Source organism: Streptococcus sp. HMSC074B11, assembly GCF_001808705.1.
Taxonomy (GTDB): Bacteria; Bacillota; Bacilli; order Lactobacillales; family Streptococcaceae; genus Streptococcus.
On record NZ_KV794302.1, the window covers coordinates 48,458 to 64,257 of the forward strand.

Below are 15,800 nucleotides of genomic sequence, written 5' to 3' on the forward strand. Positions count from 1 at the left end.
GCAAAGCTGACGTGGTTTGAATTTGATTTTAGAAGAGTATTAGTCTTTTTCTCATTATATCACACAAAAGCAAAAAAACGAACTTTATTGCCTAAATAAAGTTCATTTTTTTAGTTTCTAGTCTAATTTCGGCTTGTAGAAGGAACGATTGTCCATAGCAAAGACTTTATTGGTCATTTCTCCCTCATCAACAAGGGCCAGAGCTGTTGTCATCATCATCATGCTGGCATCCAAATTATCAATCATGTGAATAATTTCTGCTTCCATCACTCGAGGACGAACTGGACTACCATACTCAAGGAGACCATGGTGACTGAGAATAACATGGCGAAGAAGTACAACCTCTTCTCTGGTATCATCAATGCCAAGCTCCGTTACCGCTTTGGTAATTTCACTATCAATCAAAGCAATATGACCAATAAGGTTTCCTCTTACTGTATACTCTGTCTGGTCGGGACCTGTCAACTCAATAACCTTGGCCAGGTCGTGCAACATAATCCCCGAGTAGAGCAAGCTCTTATTGAGCTGAGGATAAATATCTGCTATCGCTTCTGCCAAACGAACCATAGTGGCAGTATGGTAAGCAAGACCTGTTTCAAAAGCATGATGGTTGGTCTTAGCAGCTGGATAGGAGTAGAATTCCTTGTCATATTTGGTGTAGAGATTCCGAACAATTCGTTGCCAAATTGGATTTTCAATTTTGAAAATCATCTGCGCCATATACTCACGAATTTCTTTGGCATCGACTGGAGATTTAACCTTAAAATCCGCTGGGTCATTGGGTTCGCCAGGTTGAGGCAGACGAAGGGTGATTTGATTAACCTGAGGGGTGTTATTATAAACTTCTCGGCGTCCCTGCATGTGGACTACTTTCCCTGCTGTAAAGGTTTCAACATTGTGGGGTTGAGCATCCCAGAGCTTCCCTTCGATTTCTCCACTATCATCTTGGAAGGTGAAGGCTAGGTAGTTTTTCCCAGCACGTGTCTGTCTCAGGTCAGCTGACTTGATCAGGTAAAAGCCTTCAAAAAGCTCATCTTTCTTCATGTGACTAATCTTCATATTCTTCCTCATCTTCTTGGAATTGGAGCAAATCAAGCGCAGGCTCACCTTCTGATAACTCAATGTGACGAAGCGTTCGCTCGATAGCTGTAGTACGACGGTTTAATAAATCATCAATATTGCCAGAGGCATGTTGGAGATGTTTTTGTGCCTTGACCAGAATTCCAGCAAACTTGCCAAATTCGGTTTTGACACTAGCTAGGGTTTTACTGATATGGTCGGCACTTTTTTGAATGTTTAGAGTCTTGAAGCCAACGGATAGAGAGTTAAGAAGAGCCGACAAGGTACTTGGACCTGCAACGATAATTTGCTCCTCCCGTCTCAAATCATCAAAGAAAATCGGATTTCGAACAATTTCCGAATAGAGTCCTTCTGTCGGAACAAATAAGACTCCAAAATTGGTTGTCCGAGGTGGCGCCAGGTACTTACTCTTAATATCCTTAGCAAAACGCTTGACGCTTGCTAGGAGAGACTTACGGCAGCGCTCAATCTCGTCCTTGTCACCTGCTTCATAGGCTTCTTCCAGACGGTAATAATCTGCCAGTGGAAACTTAGAATCAATCGGTAGATAGACATATTCCTGGTCACCTTGTCCAGGTAACTTGATGGCGTATTCCACACGTTCACTAGAGTTTTCAACTGTTGCAAATTCTCGTTCATACTGGGCAGGTGTCATGATATCTTCGATAATTTGTCCCAGTTGTAATTCTCCTAGAATTCCTCGAGTTTTAGTTCCAGAAAGAACTTTATTAAGCGCACCGACATCTCGCGCCACCGTCTGCATTTCTCCAAGTCCTCGGTTGACAGATTCCAGTTGCTTGGAAACTGTCTCAAAAGAGGCCTGGAGGCGTGTCTGCAAGGTCTTTTCTAGCTTTTCCTCAACCGTTTGGCGCATCTGTTCCAAGCGTTGCTCATTGGATTCCTGCAAGGCCTGAAGGCGTTGGTCAGTCTTATCTCTTGTTTGGAGAAGATTCTCATTCATCTCCTGCCTAAGTTGAGTCAAGCCTTGGTGCAACTCAATTCGCACCTCCTGCAAACGGTCGCTAACAGCCACTTCTAGATTTTTTTGGTCAAGCTGACTAGCTTGTCTTGCCTGTTCAAAGCGGTAATCCAACTGGTCTGACAAATGATCTGCCTGATCCTCCAAACTCTTGGTCAGATATTTCTCCTGCTTGTCCTGCCTTTGCCAAATAAGAAAGAGGCCGGCTAGATTAGCAACTAATAAAACAACAAGTAAACTTTCCATCCTACCTCCTGTCTTTGCTATGCAAGACAACCACATAGCCATCTGGGCAAGTCACCAAAACTTCCCTATCTATATATTCGTTAGAAGCATAAACTTTCTTAAAGAAAAAATTTTCCTCTGTCAACTCATACTTGGCACCAAGAATGGTCAACTGACTATCCCGAACCGGCATAAAGGCCAGATAATCATAGTTCGAACGTGGTTCAAGTTGACTGGTCCCTTCTGGACAATAAGTAATCAAGTTTTGCCCATCCTCAATCTCTATTTGACGCATATAGGGCGCCAATTTAAGATTGCTAGGCAGAAAGACATTGGCCAGCATATGGTCGATGCGACCACCTAGGGCGCCAAAAATGGTCACCTGAGCCTGAGGATTTTTTTCAAAAATCGTTAACAGTGCTAGTTCCAGATCGGTATCATCCTTCTCTGGCTGAGCTTGGACAAAATGCTGGGCATGTTCTTGAATCAACTGACGTTCTTCTACAGTCACAGAATCAAAATCTCCAACTGCTAAAGCAAGAGGAAGTTCTTCTTCCAATACCCAGAGTGAGCCTCGATCCACACCGACAAAACAGTCAAAATCTGTCCGGTAGTGACCGCGATCTCCCCCTGCAAAAACTGCAACTTTAGTCCAGTTGTTTTCGGAGAGCTTGCACTCGTTCATTGACATCTCCCTTAAAGACATAAGATCCCGCTACAAAAACTGTAGCGCCAGCTTCTTTGGCTAGAGCAATCGTTTTGTCATCAATCCCGCCATCCACTTCAATCTCAAAGTTCAAGCCTTTTTCCTCACGAAGGAGAACTAGCTCACGAATCTTATCCATGGTTTCAGGTAGAAAGGCTTGCCCACCAAATCCAGGATTCACCGTCATGACCAAAACTTGATCAACTAGATGAAGGACATGCTTAATCGCTTCAACTGGTGTTCCAGGATTGATAACAACCGATGGCTTGACACCTAGAGAACGAATTTTTTGGAGGGCACCATGGATATGAGGTGTTGCCTCTACATGAATGCTGATGATGTCTGCCCCTGCACGCGCAAAGTCTTCTAAATGATGTTCAGGATTAGAGACCATCAAGTGGCAATCAAAAACCATCTTGCTATGAGGGCGAAGGCTTTCGACCACACCTGCACCAAAGCTGATTTGTGGTACAAAGTGACCATCCATGATATCGATATGGGCATATTCTGCCCCAGTTGCTTCTAGGCGTTTGATTTCACGTTCAAAGTTGGCATAATCTGCTGCCAGAATTGACGGAGCAATCTTGTATTGAGACATAGGTTTCTCCTTATTTTGGAATTTTTTTGCTGACTTTTTTATAGGTTTCTCTGCGATTTTCAATTTCACTTAGGAATTGCAAGTAGTTGTCAAAACGGAAGGTCGCAATGATACCCTCTTCAACTGCTGGTTTGACTGCGCAAGATGGCTCATGAGTATGAGTACAAGTACGGAACTTACAGTCTCGGCTAACAGAGGCAATTTCTGGAAAGGCCTGATTAAGGTCTTCTGCTGTTGTCACTTCATAATCCAGAGATGAAAATCCTGGCGTGTCTGCGATTTTACCACCATTGAGATTGTAAAAACTAACAGCTCGAGTAGTATGGCGACCTCGACCTAGACTATCAGAGATTTCTCCCGTCTCAAGATTAAGGTCAGGTGCGATTTTATTAAGAAGGGTTGACTTACCAACACCTGTCTGCCCCATAAAGACTGTCACCTTGTTTGTCAATAGTGGCAAGAGCTCCTCTTTACTGGTTACAAAGTCGTAACCAATAGCACCATAGGTCTGCTCGTAAAAATCCAGCTCTCCTCGATCTGACAAGAGGTCCATTTTAGAAATATAAACGATGGGATGGATGCCCTTGTGTTCTAAGAGAATCAAGAAGCGATCCAGCAAATTGCTATTAAAGTCAGGTTCTTTGACCGACATGATAACGACTGCTTGGTCAATATTGACAATGGGCGGACGAACCAGACTATTTTTTCGTTCATGAATTTCCAATATATAGCCTTCTGAGTTCTCCTCTGCAGAAAATTCTACCCAGTCTCCAACGTAAGGCGTGTGACCTTTTTTACGGAAATTCCCACGCGCGCGTGTTTGATAAACTTGACCATCACTTTCCACATAGTAGAAGCCGGCCAAGGCTTTAATGATTTGTCCCTGCATCTTAGAGTCCTTGTCCTTTAAGTGCATCTGAAAGGCTAGCAAATTCTTCTAAGCCAAGAGCTTCACCACGTACACTTGGTGACAAGCCTGCCTGGTCCAAAGCCTTGGTCAGCTTGTCCTTGATTTCCTCAGTTTTCCCAAAGTAACCAGTCAAGTTGTTCCACAAGGTCTTGCGACGATAAGTGAAACTAGCCTTGGAAACCTTAAAGAAGAAGTTCTCATCTTCGACCGCAACCGCCGGTTCTGGACGACGCACCATTTTCAGGATAGCTGAGTCCACGTTGGGCGCTGGCACAAAGACCGTACGAGGCACGATAAAGGCAACTTTGGCCGTCATATAATACTGAACTGCAATGGACAAGCTACCATAAGCCTTGGTATTTGGTTGAGCAGAGATACGATCCGCCACTTCTTTTTGCATCATGACCACAAACTCACTAAAAGGAATACCACTTTCAATCAAGTGCATGAGAATAGGGGTTGTGATATAGTAAGGCAAGTTTGCTACTACCTTGATTGGTAAATCAGGATTTTTGAAATTCTGGATATGCTGCGCCAAATCAACCTTGAGAATATCCTCGTTGACTACGGTCACATTGTCAAAATCACGCAAGGTATCTGCTAGGATTGGCACCAAACGGTAATCAATCTCAAAGGCCATGACTTCAGCTGCACGCTCAGCCAAAAATTCCGTCAAAGCACCAATCCCTGGCCCAATCTCAATGACATTGACCTGATCATCAATCTCAGCCGTATTCACAATTTTTTGAAGGATATTGGTATCCGTCAAAAAATTTTGCCCAAAGGACTTTTTAAAGGTAAAACCGTGACGCTCCAGCACTGCCTTGGTCACGCTATAATCTGCAATTCTCATTTATTCTCTTTTCTAGTATTAAAGAACTTTCTACTCTTGAGTTCTTCCTCTTTGCTTCTCACTAAGCTCTTGCATTTCTTTGAAAGCTGTTAGACTAACATAAGCACCCGCCTCGTAGTATTCAGTTGGGTTTATGGCATAGTCAAAGCCTTCAATCATGCCTCCAGCTTCTTCAATCATGCCATTCCATTTTTCATCAAAGACCATTCGTAGGCGTTTCCAATCAGTAAATACTGGAACAGAATTTCTGCCATTTTTTCCTTCTTTGACTGGAATGTTAAAACTGGAATCTTTTTTCAAGACAAAGGAATTCTCTTCTGAATTATCCTCTGGGAATCCTGATGTTACATCTAATGGAAGCAAGAATTTTGCCTTAGGCATAGCCATAGAGAAGAACTTGTAGTAAAGTCCATAAACTAGTTCTTGCTCTTCTGTAGTCGGTTGGTCCATCTGCCCCATCAAGAGCATCCATCTTACCAGGTCAGGATTCATGACAGGAACTTGTATTTCTGGCAAATTAGAAAAATCTGGTTTTTGAACCAAGGCAGAGGCGCTGATACTAACTTCCTTAGAATTAAAGATAGCTCCCATGGCACCGTTTAAGTAAAAGGCTGTCCCAAGGAAATTCTCAATCCCTTTTTTATCTTCCGTATTTTCAATCAATTTTACGACTGAGTTTGGTCGACTATCAATGGTTTCCTTGAATTGGCGATACCAAGATGGGGTCAAAAGCATAATCATAGGATCTGTACACAGATAGCCCTCTTCTCCCCTGTCATAGGTTGTTGAGAAAAGATAGGGTTCGCCTGTTTTTTCCGAATACACTGCATAAACAGAATCTGCTACTAACAACTTGTCCTTGACGATTTCCGCTAGACGTTCCAATTTGCGAGTGTTGGCTTGATAGCTTTCTTCACTTTCAGTTTCCTGATTTTGACGGCATTTCCATAAAAAGAGACGTAAAATCTCTACGCTATCATCAAGGCTAGCTGCCAAATAATCCTCATTTGTTAACTGACCCTCTTGGATGGCTACAAAAGCACGATAAAGAGCATCTGAATAGCTAGATAATTTTTGTTCTTCCTCAACACCTGAACTAAAGAGCACACTTCCTTTTTTCAGTTTATCCAAGGAAGGAATCCTATCAACCACTAGATGCGCGAGAACTTCATCAGTAAGACTATCTGCATCTTTATTTTGACTGCTGAGTTTTTGGACTTCTACAGTACCAAGAGCCTCCATTCCTTGGTCAGGATTACAAAACTGCAACTGATCCCCAACCTTGAGAGTCCCTTCTAAACTCCCAACGATCAATAATTGATTCGTTTCCTTCATTGGGAGAAAGTCCAAAACTCCCACACATGCATTGTTTTTAGACTCTTCTTCCGCTTCAGTCTTTTTCAAATAGTCAAAGATTCCCATTTTTTCTCCTTGTTGTTACTACTCCTTAGCAGTTGAGACAAGAAATGATGTTGTCAATACTCTTGTCTAAGTTTTACCGTTAAGTAGCATTTTATCTCCTGTTAACCAGCATATGATTAATTCTATTGTATCATATTCCCTTGGTATTTTGGGGTGAAAATCACACTAAAAAACTATCTTCCCTCATGAAGGAAGATAGTGCTTGGCAATCTTTAAATGCTGACTTACTGATTCTCCTGAAACATACGTTCAAAAAAATCAGCTTCTTTATAGCTTCGATTTTCAGGTAGGGTTAAATCTACGTCCTCCTCCACTTCATCCACTGTCAGTTTAATCGTTTGAGGTAAATTTCTCAAGCGATAGTGTTTTTGCCTTTGCTCTTCAATACTAGCAAATCAAGCAAATACCCATTTACTCGGATTTGAACTAAAAGGAGATGATTGGTCATGTTTTCCATGATAAGGAGATCTTCTAAACCACCTCTGATACTTGGATAATCAGAAACTCTACGAATACGGATTTTTTCACACATGAGCAAGCTCCCTCATATCAATAATTTCATCTGCCTTATTCCAAACTAGGGGATTATGGGTCGCAATGATGATGATGCGATTTTCATCTTTCAAATTCACCAAGAGATTCATAACCTCCTCTGAATTTTCAGGATCAAGGGCTGCTGTTGGTTCATCTGCCAAAATCAAGGGTGGATTTTTCAAAATAGTCTTAGCAAGAGCAACTCGCTGAGCCTCTCCCCCTGATAAAGTATAAATTTTTTGTTCTAAATCCAAATACCCTAGATTAACCTTCTCTAAAGCTTCCACTTGCCTTTCCAAACGTTCTGCTTTTGAGATTTTTTGCCCAACAAAACCCAAATCCAAGTTTTCTTTGATGGATTGATTTTCTAAGAGGCCAAAATTTTGAAAGAGATAACCCATCTGATCTCGAAAATACTCCCGAGTGGGAATGGTTTTTAAATCTTTCCCCTGATAGAGAACTCGTCCTCCATCTATCTTTTCTAATTTTCCTAAGATATTAAGTAGAGTTGTTTTTCCACTCCCACTCTTTCCGATTAAGGCATAAACCTTTCCCTTCTCCAGTTTAAGATTCAAATCAGAAAAAATCGCTCTGTCATTAAATTTCTTTTCTAATCCTTGAATGTCAATCATCTTATTTTCCTTTCAATACGGCCATACTACCAGCTTCTTCTTTTTTATCCTGTCTTACTAAAATCAAGAGGGCATTAAGAGCAAACAAAGCTACAACTAGAGCGCTAATCAAGCCATCTCTCGTCAAAATACTAGATAGGATTAGACCAAGCAATAGAACTCCTACTTGCCCCAGTAAGTACTTACCATGAAGCTCATGGATTGTCATACCAGAGAGACGTTTGATCATGATCTCCCGTCTGAACTGCTCAAAATAGAGAAGATTCATGGAATCAAATAACAAAATAGCCGTCGACAGGGTCAAAATCGTCCCAATAAGGAGAGAGTAAAACTCCATCCGTTTGTCATTTAGTACCTTGGCAAAAAATAGTTGGCTTTTTACCAAGTAAGAGACCTTGTGATACATACCTTGCTCTTTTAGAGCTATGATGCTGTCTTGATATTGATCTAATTTCAAGGCACTGTTAGCTGTCGTCCCCCATAACATCCCTGCAACAGGTCTTGTTCCAGTCGCTTGCGGTGTTAGGACTACAATTATAGGATCTTTTAGGTATTGACGAGTTGTCTTGTATCCATCGTTATAGAGAAAGCGTTCCTGTCCTTTCTCTGTAAAAGCTAGCGTTAACTGTGGAACATAGTGTTTCTGACTCGTCGCTTCTACGCCTTCAGACGAAAAGCTTTGCAAGTAATCTGTAAATAATCCTTGGTAGTAGGAAGACTGCTCTCGCAAACTCTCAGGTAAGATCAGCCCAAACTCTCCCTCGGACAGGTTTTGCATCTTGTCCATAAACTCTGAAGAAACAGTAATCTTTTCTTCTGTTAGATAACGAGGAGAGACATAGATGGCATTCCCATTTGGGGTATAATCACTGAGGCGATGACCATCTGTATCCATATCTGCTCCGTTTGGAAAATTATCAACATTGCTTGTGATGTAAAAAGAATTGGTTTGATCCAAACGATTCTGAATAAATTCCTGCCAAGCTCTGTTTGCCTTTCTACTTCCCTCTTCATCTGTCAAAGTACCAGCCAAACCAAAGGATAAGCGGTAACGGTCAGTCGATTGCTCCCACTTGTCGCTAGCTCTCTCCATCTCCCTCATTTCATGATAGTAGGGTAGAAGACTAGCTGCACTGCTACTCACCACTAACACTGCTAGTAATTGACCTAGCATCATCAGACTCAACATGCGTTTAAGAGGGAGCTTCCCTTTAAGTAAGTCTATTAAACCATTTTCATGTAACCCTAATAGATAGACAATACTCAACAAGACTGAAATTCCCACTAAGGTTAACCCATAAAATAGTAAACTGAGCAACAAAATCTGCACGGTCACTATAAATACAGCAGCCTGATACCACAATATTCCCAAGCCCAACAGACTAGAAAATAACATTGATAAGAAAATTTCTCGCAAATCCTCTATAACAGGCCTAAGAGTTACCCCAAGCAAACTTTCTCCAGAAATCAAGCGAATACCTGCCTGACGAAGGGATTTAATTCTATAAATCAAGGCCAGGCTCATAAAGGTTAGTAGAAAAACAGCTAGACTTAGTAAGCCCATAGGGGTGGTCGCCAAGAGAAGGACCATTGAAAATGACTCTGTTCTTTTCGAGACAAAACCATTATAACCAAGTTCTTTCAGGGTGGTCTGTAAACTTACTCCATCCAAACTCCCTGACACAATCAAGTAAGAACCTGATAAATCACTGGTTTCAGCACTCTCCTTGGAGGAAATGGTCAAACCTGTTGGGAGTTCACCTTCTCCATAAGTAGCATAGGAAAAACGAGTCTCTCCAGCCTCATTTGGCTCCACAATCCGTCGTGCGATGAGACTATCCTGTTCTTTTGCTAGTTTTGTTAAAGTTTCTGTCACTGTTTCACGACTAGCTACCGGCTGATCTACAGCAGTACCTAGTACATCTACAGTAGGATAATCTCCAAACAAAATCTCTTCTTGCTTATCAACTAAATTCATCACCATATAAAGCGACAGCAAAATTGTTGATATAAAAATAAACAGTCGTTTCATCATTTCCTCCAAAAAGTTACTTGGTCACTTAGTGTGAAGGTGCCCACAGTCACTGTTATGCTAAGATACTGATTCAATTCTTTCCTCTACCATATCTTCAAGTATATTATAATCTTTTTTTCTACCACTATCAATGACATCAATGTCCTTAAAATCTAACCATCTCTTGTCATTTTTAGCTTATATCTAAAAAAACAGCTCTAAAGACGAACTTTAGAACTGATTCAAGATTAAAACAGGGACATTTTTGTCGTTATTCCACTATTTTTATAAATATTTTTTAACATCTTCCTGCCACTCTTCTGTTAATTTTTTTACCAAAAAATCCTTACCAATTAAATGAGAAAAGGTTTTAGAAGACTGATAAAATGACTCAGCTAAACTAAAATCTCTTTTTTCTCTTAATGCTTGTTTCCACAAAAACATAAACACAAGAGGTTTCTTTTGATAATCTTGAGTTCTATCCATTATTTCCTGTAAGCAGGACAAGTAGTCATTAAAACAATCAGTCAATTCTACCTTTTCAAGACAACACATCCCTGCGATAAGGGTATCTCTTATTATAAAAAAATTTTCCAATCGAGTTATTTCCTTCTGCTTTGCAAGAAGTGACATAATTTTCTCAATTTGATTCACAAATTTAGCAAGATCTTTTCTAATAAGCATTTGATAGAAAAACAAACGAATCAATAAAATATCGTTTACTGAATAAGCCTCTTTTTCTGTAATTTCATGCATATTTTCCTCAAGTATCAATTCAGCATATTCAGGTCTCCTAGTTCTAGAGGTATCCAAACTTGCCTGTAGTACTTCACATGCCAGCTGTTCTTCTTTAGGAAGCTTATCAAAATATGTTTTATAAATTTCTTCCAAGCAAGCTTCCTTCTTATCATACTCCTCTTCTTTACCATAGATTGGTTCACGTAAAATCTGGTATTTCAGCTCTAAGTAACCAGAGGGAAGGGCTGTGAAATCTGGCATAAGACTATAAGCCGGAACTCCTAAACGGCGTGCAATATAGTCTAGCTTAGGAAGACTTGGTTGTGAAGCGCCACTTTCGATTCGCGATAGTTGACGAACCGTCAGTTCTTGCTCATCTCCACAGAAATCTGGACGGCTAATCCCTTTCTCTAGTCGAATTTCTTTAATTCTGTGACCAATTGACATTCTACACCTCCTCTTATACCTTATTCGAAAAAAACACTTTGAAAATCGAGTGATTTTACAGGCTACACTCACACCTACTCATAAGATTTCATAACATCTTCAACTTCTGCCAAGCTAATGCCAAATAATTCCAAACGTTTAAGGAGTTGTTTCCCATTGGAATAACCGATACGAAGGCTATCTCCTAGATATTCTCTGCGTTTTCGGCTATCTGCCCCGGCTAGAAAACCAAGACGAATCAAGTCACTACGGCTAATATCAAAGTCACTTTCTACTTCAAACTGCTCAGTTACTTGTTCTAGTGCTGTCTTCAAGTCTTCGTAACTGGCATGCTCGATTCCCAGAGAACGTCCCTTGGTCTTGGACTTAGGTACTGCCTCATCACGTTTGAGAAAAGCGTGCTGAACTGTCGGAATGGTCGTCATAATCATGCGACGGATTCGCTCCCCATTATAGTCAGGGTCTGTAAAAACAATCACCCCATGACGTTGGTGTAGACGTTGGATACGCTCAAGGTCCTGCTCATTGATAGCAGAACCACGAGTCTCATAGGTTTCAACATCAAAGTAGCGTTTTAAATTAGCCGTATCATCGCGTCCTTCAACTACGATGACTTGGGAAATTTTCTCTTTCATGATTTACGTTCCAATCCAAAGATGCCTTCTGCATTGGCACTTGTCACAGCTGCCAAATCTTCTGTTGTCATACCACGCAAGTCCGCAATAAAGTCTACTACATAGCGCGTGTAAGCTGTCTTATTCTCACGCCCACGCTTGGGTACTGGGGCTAAATAAGGTGCATCCGTTTCTACCAAGATCTTATCCAAGGGTAACTCTTTAGCTGCTTCCTGAATATCTGTCGCCTTCTTGAAGGTCACCACTCCAGAAAAGGAAATAGTCATACCAAGATCTACAAACTTCTCGGCCCACTCCAGAGAACCTGAAAAGGAGTGCATAATCCCTCCACAAGGTCCGACTCCTTCGCTCTTAATAATCTCATAAGTATCTTCAAGCGCATCACGGGTGTGAACCACAAAAGGTAAATCCAGTTCCTTAGACAGCTGGATCTGACGACGGAAAACTTGCTCCTGCACTTCTTTAGGGGCTGTCATCCAGTGATAGTCCAAACCAATCTCCCCCAAGGCAACAACTTTTGGATGTTTTAGTTTTTCTAGCAAGTAATTCTCAACTTCCTCTGAATAGGTCCCTGCCTCTGTTGGATGCCAACCAATCGTCGCATAGAGTTGGTCATACTTATCTACTAGTTCTAAGGCACGTTCAATGGTTGGTTTATCAAAACCAACAATATTCATCCGAGTTACGCCCATTTCAGCTGCTAAAGCCAGTTCTTCTTCCTCACGTCCCAAAAACTCTTCCACATTCAAGTGGGTATGTGTATCAAAAATATCCAAACTATATTTCCTTCTCTTTCCTCAATATTCCTTAACTACCAGAAGAAAAGAATTTCTTTCTTCTATACTTCCCTATATTTCCTCTAGTTTCTATTCACTTTGGTTAGTACTTGGTTAGTTCTATGGTTAGCATCTACAGATGAATTTGATTAAGTTTCTCTCTCAATTCATCCTGTATATTTTTTGTTACATGACTATAGATCCTTAAAGTGATAGATTCATCTCTATGTCCAACTCGCTCCATAATAGCCTTTATGGGTATCCCTAGTTCAGCCAACAAACTAATATGAGAATGTCTAAGCATGTGAATATTATAGGATCTGTGCCCACCTAACACTACTTCACAAATATTTTTGATAAATCTATATAACAAAGGTTGTCTCATAATGTTACCTTGCTCAGTCACAAAGATGAACTCCTCATCAAAACAGTTACTACGAAAGTACTCGATAATTTCCAAGCAACGTTCACTTAGTACTATCGTCCTTACAGAACCTATTGTTTTCGTTGTCTGTAAGATTCTCTCATCATATCCATGAGCAACATAATCTATAGTATGATCAATTGTTAAAAGATTCGCTTTGAAGTTTACATCTTGATAGCGAACCCCTATAAACTCTGCGAAACGAAGACCAGTTAAAAAGATAAATTCCATTGCCAAAGCATAACGCTTATCTTTATTGTGACTTTCACAATACGATAGAACCTGTCCTAGTTCCTCTCTACTAATGAAATTAGCCTTAGCTTTTTGCAACTTCTCGTAGTCCGCTTTCTGCTTCGGAATTACCACCCCTTTAACTGGTGAGTCAGAAATATATCCGACCTTTACAGCATAATCAAAGATACCATTCAAGTAAATTTTTCGATTTTTTCTTGTTGAATTTTGAACATTCAAATTCATTAGATATGTTTGAACTAGCTGAGTGGTGTAATCTGATATTCTCAAATTTCCTACTATTCCCATGAAAAGCTCTAAACTTTTCATCTCACTTCTATAACTAGAAGATTTTATCTCACTGGAACGAATAGTTTTCCATTCTTCCAATAGTTGACTGAAATCCATTTCTTCTAGTTGTTTCTTTTCAACTTCCTCTTTTGTAGGGGCTGTTAGAAGTTTTTCAATTTTTAGCGCTAAACGACGTTTTGCTTCTGCTTGAGAAACTCTAGATTTTGATTTTAGAGTCACAGAGACTTGTTTCCACTTTTCCTCTCGTTCATGATAGAATTTCTCATAATAACGGTATTTCCCATTATCCAATTCTTTAAAAAACATTTTTTCTCCTTGTACTTTTAAAGCAAAGGAAAGCTATGTAGCATAGCTTAATTATAACATAACTACATAGCTTCCTCATATTTCTTTTGTTTATACTGCAAAAATTCCTTATAGCCTTCAACATCTATATATACCCTCTTATGAGAAGGCTTTAAAATGTATCCTTGGAATTTTTCATTTCGTCGCATCTCTGTTAGATCATTATTTAAGGTTTTTAGCGGAATATCAAATAATTCCGTAATCCCTCTCTTGCTTTTATATATATTTTCCATAAAATTCTCCTATTTTGATATAATAGGGATGGTAAAAGACATTTTCTTTTATTACCTACTTAGCTTGTCAGTTGCTCCGCTAAAAGTATCTGACAGGCTTTTTATATTATCGTAAAACTCCGTAGTATATTCTTTTACACCATGAGGAGTTTCATGTTTTGTGGTACGTGAAAATGTCGGAGGACTGTTAATTTTATAAGTTTCCATAAGCTCACCCTTTGTTGTTGTAATTTCCAAAGGCTTTTCAATTCCTCTGCTAGTTCGATAAATTCTGGTACCCTTGGGATACATATATAGGCGAGCACCTTTTATAATTGCTTTGTTCTGTGAACTCTCATCACCTATCTGCAAATTAGATAAATAAGCAATCAAATAATTCCCAACCTTATCAGCTCTTTTTAACCTCTTGGTCTTTGTAAAACCTTTCCCCCACATCCTAGCAAGGTCATTGTTAGGAATTATTAGTTCGGAATCGTTCTTTAATAACACATGCAAATGCCACCTTCCACTAGCTTGCGGTTCAATGACCGTAATATAATCAACATTTCCAAACTGATTACGAATGCGTCGAATGAACGCTTTGAAATCCATGTAAACTATTGCTGTTTCGGTAACATGGTCTCGATAAGTCAACGTTATCCATAACTGGTTGATACCTCCCGTAAAATTGTGAGCTACTAGACGGCGTAGTTTTTTCATAGTCTGTTTAGTAGACTTCAAATTATCGAGCCGTGTACTACTGGAAGTATCCATATCATGAATTTCTCCAGTATCAAGATTTACATAACGCTTACCTTCTATCACTTTGATAGTTTGTTCTTGTTGACCGTTAGCGGTTGTCATTTCGATCGTATTACCATACACGTAACTTTTTACTATCTTACCATGTTCTATTCGCTTCATATTTTTGCCTATATAAATATGCTTTTGTGCTTTTGTTTGACGCTTATCAAGTTAAGGCGTCGCACTATCGATGATTAAATTCAAATTTATTCCATGATTTATTGACAATAGGGACCCTAAGATTATAAAACTGATTGTGTCGGCACGGCGAACAAAGTTCGACCGCACCGCCCCAACCAGTCTAATCTATCTTAGCCTATTATCAACAACTTTCACGGCATAAAGAATTTAACCGTCTAAGACCACGGATGTTTCAATTTGAACAACGCCCCTTTAATCGTTCGTCTATCTGATTCATTACATATGATGAATACTAGATAGCGTAACCCATGCTTTACATATAGATCAGCAAGACCATGAAGAGCATATTTGTGCAAATAAAAGATCCAGGTATCCTTTATTCTTAATAAAACGTCTGAATCTATCTCTCCAAACACTTGAAACCGAAAAACTACACACTTAGCTTCAAATTCTCGAATCCCATGGTTTTCAATTGCACATAAAGGAACTCTTTCATCTGATACATGCACTCTCTGAATTGACTTACTCCCATCAGCTTGATCAACTTCCTGCTCCTCATAAATCGGAGATAGCGTATATGCAAACTGATTTTCTTGAATATTCTCTTTCACTAATTCTATGAGTGCGTTTTGCGTAGTAACTATAAAACTATCCCAGTTTTTTTGCTTTTCTTCAATCTGGGCTTTCCTCTGGTACTCTTGAAGTTTGCTACTACAAAGATGATAAACTTTCTTAATACCTTCAAAAATCTTCACAGGTATTTCCTCGATAAACGATGGCAT

Annotated in this window: 18 protein-coding genes; all 18 read right to left on the reverse strand. The window is 39.8% G+C overall.

Translation table 11 applies throughout. From position 1 onward, the window contains the following. Positions 1 to 117 precede the first annotated feature (117 nt). The 18 genes from HMPREF2619_RS08970 to HMPREF2619_RS09050 all read right to left on the reverse strand — a co-directional run bounded on the left by HMPREF2619_RS08970 (position 118) and on the right by HMPREF2619_RS09050 (position 15,800). Positions 118 to 1,059 (reverse strand): 3'-5' exoribonuclease YhaM family protein, encoded by a 942-nt coding sequence (locus HMPREF2619_RS08970; RefSeq protein ID WP_070460804.1) that lies wholly within the window; start codon positions 1,057 to 1,059, stop codon positions 118 to 120. Then, positions 1,049 to 2,305, reverse strand: a complete 1,257-nt coding sequence (gene rmuC, locus HMPREF2619_RS08975) for a DNA recombination protein RmuC (protein ID WP_070460806.1) — start codon at positions 2,303 to 2,305, stop codon at positions 1,049 to 1,051. The genes HMPREF2619_RS08970 and rmuC overlap by 11 nt, the downstream gene beginning before the upstream one ends. Before the next feature lies 1 nt (position 2,306). Continuing rightward, entirely contained in the window at positions 2,307 to 2,969 is a 663-nt protein-coding gene (locus HMPREF2619_RS08980; RefSeq protein ID WP_049502934.1) for a thiamine diphosphokinase, read from the reverse strand. Next, positions 2,932 to 3,588: a ribulose-phosphate 3-epimerase gene (gene rpe, locus HMPREF2619_RS08985; RefSeq protein ID WP_070460809.1), complete on the reverse strand. Its 657-nt coding sequence runs from the start codon at positions 3,586 to 3,588 to the stop codon at positions 2,932 to 2,934. Before rpe ends, HMPREF2619_RS08980 begins: the two co-directional genes overlap by 38 nt. A gap of 10 nt (positions 3,589 to 3,598) precedes the next feature. After that, the gene (rsgA, locus tag HMPREF2619_RS08990) at positions 3,599 to 4,477 is read right to left on the reverse strand and encodes a ribosome small subunit-dependent GTPase A (protein ID WP_070460871.1); all 879 of its coding nucleotides are present in this window, start codon (positions 4,475 to 4,477) and stop codon (positions 3,599 to 3,601) included. 1 nt (position 4,478) lies between these two features. Beyond that, the gene (rsmA, locus tag HMPREF2619_RS08995) at positions 4,479 to 5,351 is read right to left on the reverse strand and encodes a 16S rRNA (adenine(1518)-N(6)/adenine(1519)-N(6))-dimethyltransferase RsmA (protein WP_070460811.1); all 873 of its coding nucleotides are present in this window, start codon (positions 5,349 to 5,351) and stop codon (positions 4,479 to 4,481) included. A 30-nt stretch (positions 5,352 to 5,381) separates the two neighbouring features. Further along, entirely contained in the window at positions 5,382 to 6,773 is a 1,392-nt protein-coding gene (locus HMPREF2619_RS09000) for an SseB family protein (protein ID WP_070460813.1), read from the reverse strand. 224 nt (positions 6,774 to 6,997) lie between these two features. Continuing rightward, positions 6,998 to 7,129: a hypothetical protein gene (locus HMPREF2619_RS11820; RefSeq protein WP_398578185.1), complete on the reverse strand. Its 132-nt coding sequence runs from the start codon at positions 7,127 to 7,129 to the stop codon at positions 6,998 to 7,000. After that, positions 7,126 to 7,305, reverse strand: coding sequence for a hypothetical protein (locus HMPREF2619_RS11825; protein WP_083279641.1), 180 nt, complete (start codon positions 7,303 to 7,305; stop codon positions 7,126 to 7,128). The genes HMPREF2619_RS11820 and HMPREF2619_RS11825 overlap by 4 nt, the downstream gene beginning before the upstream one ends. After that, the gene (locus tag HMPREF2619_RS09010) at positions 7,298 to 7,939 is read right to left on the reverse strand and encodes an ABC transporter ATP-binding protein (RefSeq protein WP_070460815.1); all 642 of its coding nucleotides are present in this window, start codon (positions 7,937 to 7,939) and stop codon (positions 7,298 to 7,300) included. The genes HMPREF2619_RS11825 and HMPREF2619_RS09010 overlap by 8 nt, the downstream gene beginning before the upstream one ends. 1 nt (position 7,940) lies before the next feature. Next, the gene (locus HMPREF2619_RS09015) at positions 7,941 to 9,971 is read right to left on the reverse strand and encodes a bacteriocin-associated integral membrane family protein (RefSeq protein WP_070460817.1); all 2,031 of its coding nucleotides are present in this window, start codon (positions 9,969 to 9,971) and stop codon (positions 7,941 to 7,943) included. 267 nt (positions 9,972 to 10,238) lie between these two features. Beyond that, entirely contained in the window at positions 10,239 to 11,138 is a 900-nt protein-coding gene (locus HMPREF2619_RS09020) for a helix-turn-helix transcriptional regulator (protein ID WP_070460819.1), read from the reverse strand. A gap of 74 nt (positions 11,139 to 11,212) precedes the next feature. Beyond that, entirely contained in the window at positions 11,213 to 11,773 is a 561-nt protein-coding gene (gene rnmV / locus HMPREF2619_RS09025; RefSeq protein WP_070460822.1) for a ribonuclease M5, read from the reverse strand. Then, the gene (locus HMPREF2619_RS09030; RefSeq protein ID WP_070460873.1) at positions 11,770 to 12,543 is read right to left on the reverse strand and encodes a TatD family hydrolase; all 774 of its coding nucleotides are present in this window, start codon (positions 12,541 to 12,543) and stop codon (positions 11,770 to 11,772) included. The genes rnmV and HMPREF2619_RS09030 overlap by 4 nt, the downstream gene beginning before the upstream one ends. 139 nt (positions 12,544 to 12,682) lie before the next feature. After that, on the reverse strand, positions 12,683 to 13,822 hold the full coding sequence (locus tag HMPREF2619_RS09035) for a tyrosine-type recombinase/integrase (RefSeq protein ID WP_070460824.1): 1,140 nt from the start codon (positions 13,820 to 13,822) through the stop codon (positions 12,683 to 12,685). A 62-nt stretch (positions 13,823 to 13,884) separates the two neighbouring features. Next, positions 13,885 to 14,094: a DNA-binding protein gene (locus HMPREF2619_RS09040; protein WP_070460826.1), complete on the reverse strand. Its 210-nt coding sequence runs from the start codon at positions 14,092 to 14,094 to the stop codon at positions 13,885 to 13,887. A 51-nt stretch (positions 14,095 to 14,145) separates the two neighbouring features. After that, positions 14,146 to 14,997 carry a rolling circle replication-associated protein gene (locus HMPREF2619_RS09045; protein ID WP_070460827.1) on the reverse strand — a complete coding sequence of 284 codons (852 nt, stop codon included), beginning with the start codon at positions 14,995 to 14,997 and terminating at the stop codon, positions 14,146 to 14,148. A gap of 236 nt (positions 14,998 to 15,233) precedes the next feature. Next, entirely contained in the window at positions 15,234 to 15,800 is a 567-nt protein-coding gene (locus HMPREF2619_RS09050; protein WP_070460829.1) for a hypothetical protein, read from the reverse strand.

Excerpts from the sequence above, each read along its gene's own strand:
- HMPREF2619_RS09045 (WP_070460827.1), bottom strand. The coding sequence starts at position 14,997 with ATGAAGCGAATAGAACATGGTAAGATAGTAAAAAGTTACGTGTATGGT.
- rmuC (WP_070460806.1), bottom strand. The coding sequence starts at position 2,305 with ATGGAAAGTTTACTTGTTGTTTTATTAGTTGCTAATCTAGCCGGCCTC.
- HMPREF2619_RS09000 (WP_070460813.1), bottom strand. The coding sequence starts at position 6,773 with ATGGGAATCTTTGACTATTTGAAAAAGACTGAAGCGGAAGAAGAGTCT.
- HMPREF2619_RS11825 (WP_083279641.1), bottom strand. The coding sequence starts at position 7,305 with ATGTGTGAAAAAATCCGTATTCGTAGAGTTTCTGATTATCCAAGTATC.
- HMPREF2619_RS08970 (WP_070460804.1), bottom strand. The coding sequence starts at position 1,059 with ATGAAGATTAGTCACATGAAGAAAGATGAGCTTTTTGAAGGCTTTTAC.
- HMPREF2619_RS09035 (WP_070460824.1), bottom strand. The coding sequence starts at position 13,822 with ATGTTTTTTAAAGAATTGGATAATGGGAAATACCGTTATTATGAGAAA.
- rsgA (WP_070460871.1), bottom strand. The coding sequence starts at position 4,477 with ATGCAGGGACAAATCATTAAAGCCTTGGCCGGCTTCTACTATGTGGAA.
- HMPREF2619_RS09020 (WP_070460819.1), bottom strand. The coding sequence starts at position 11,138 with ATGTCAATTGGTCACAGAATTAAAGAAATTCGACTAGAGAAAGGGATT.
- HMPREF2619_RS08980 (WP_049502934.1), bottom strand. The coding sequence starts at position 2,969 with ATGAACGAGTGCAAGCTCTCCGAAAACAACTGGACTAAAGTTGCAGTT.
- HMPREF2619_RS09040 (WP_070460826.1), bottom strand. The coding sequence starts at position 14,094 with ATGGAAAATATATATAAAAGCAAGAGAGGGATTACGGAATTATTTGAT.
- HMPREF2619_RS09015 (WP_070460817.1), bottom strand. The coding sequence starts at position 9,971 with ATGAAACGACTGTTTATTTTTATATCAACAATTTTGCTGTCGCTTTAT.
- rpe (WP_070460809.1), bottom strand. The coding sequence starts at position 3,588 with ATGTCTCAATACAAGATTGCTCCGTCAATTCTGGCAGCAGATTATGCC.
- rnmV (WP_070460822.1), bottom strand. The coding sequence starts at position 11,773 with ATGAAAGAGAAAATTTCCCAAGTCATCGTAGTTGAAGGACGCGATGAT.
- HMPREF2619_RS09010 (WP_070460815.1), bottom strand. The coding sequence starts at position 7,939 with ATGATTGACATTCAAGGATTAGAAAAGAAATTTAATGACAGAGCGATT.
- rsmA (WP_070460811.1), bottom strand. The coding sequence starts at position 5,351 with ATGAGAATTGCAGATTATAGCGTGACCAAGGCAGTGCTGGAGCGTCAC.
- HMPREF2619_RS09050 (WP_070460829.1), bottom strand. The coding sequence starts at position 15,800 with ATGCCATCGTTTATCGAGGAAATACCTGTGAAGATTTTTGAAGGTATT.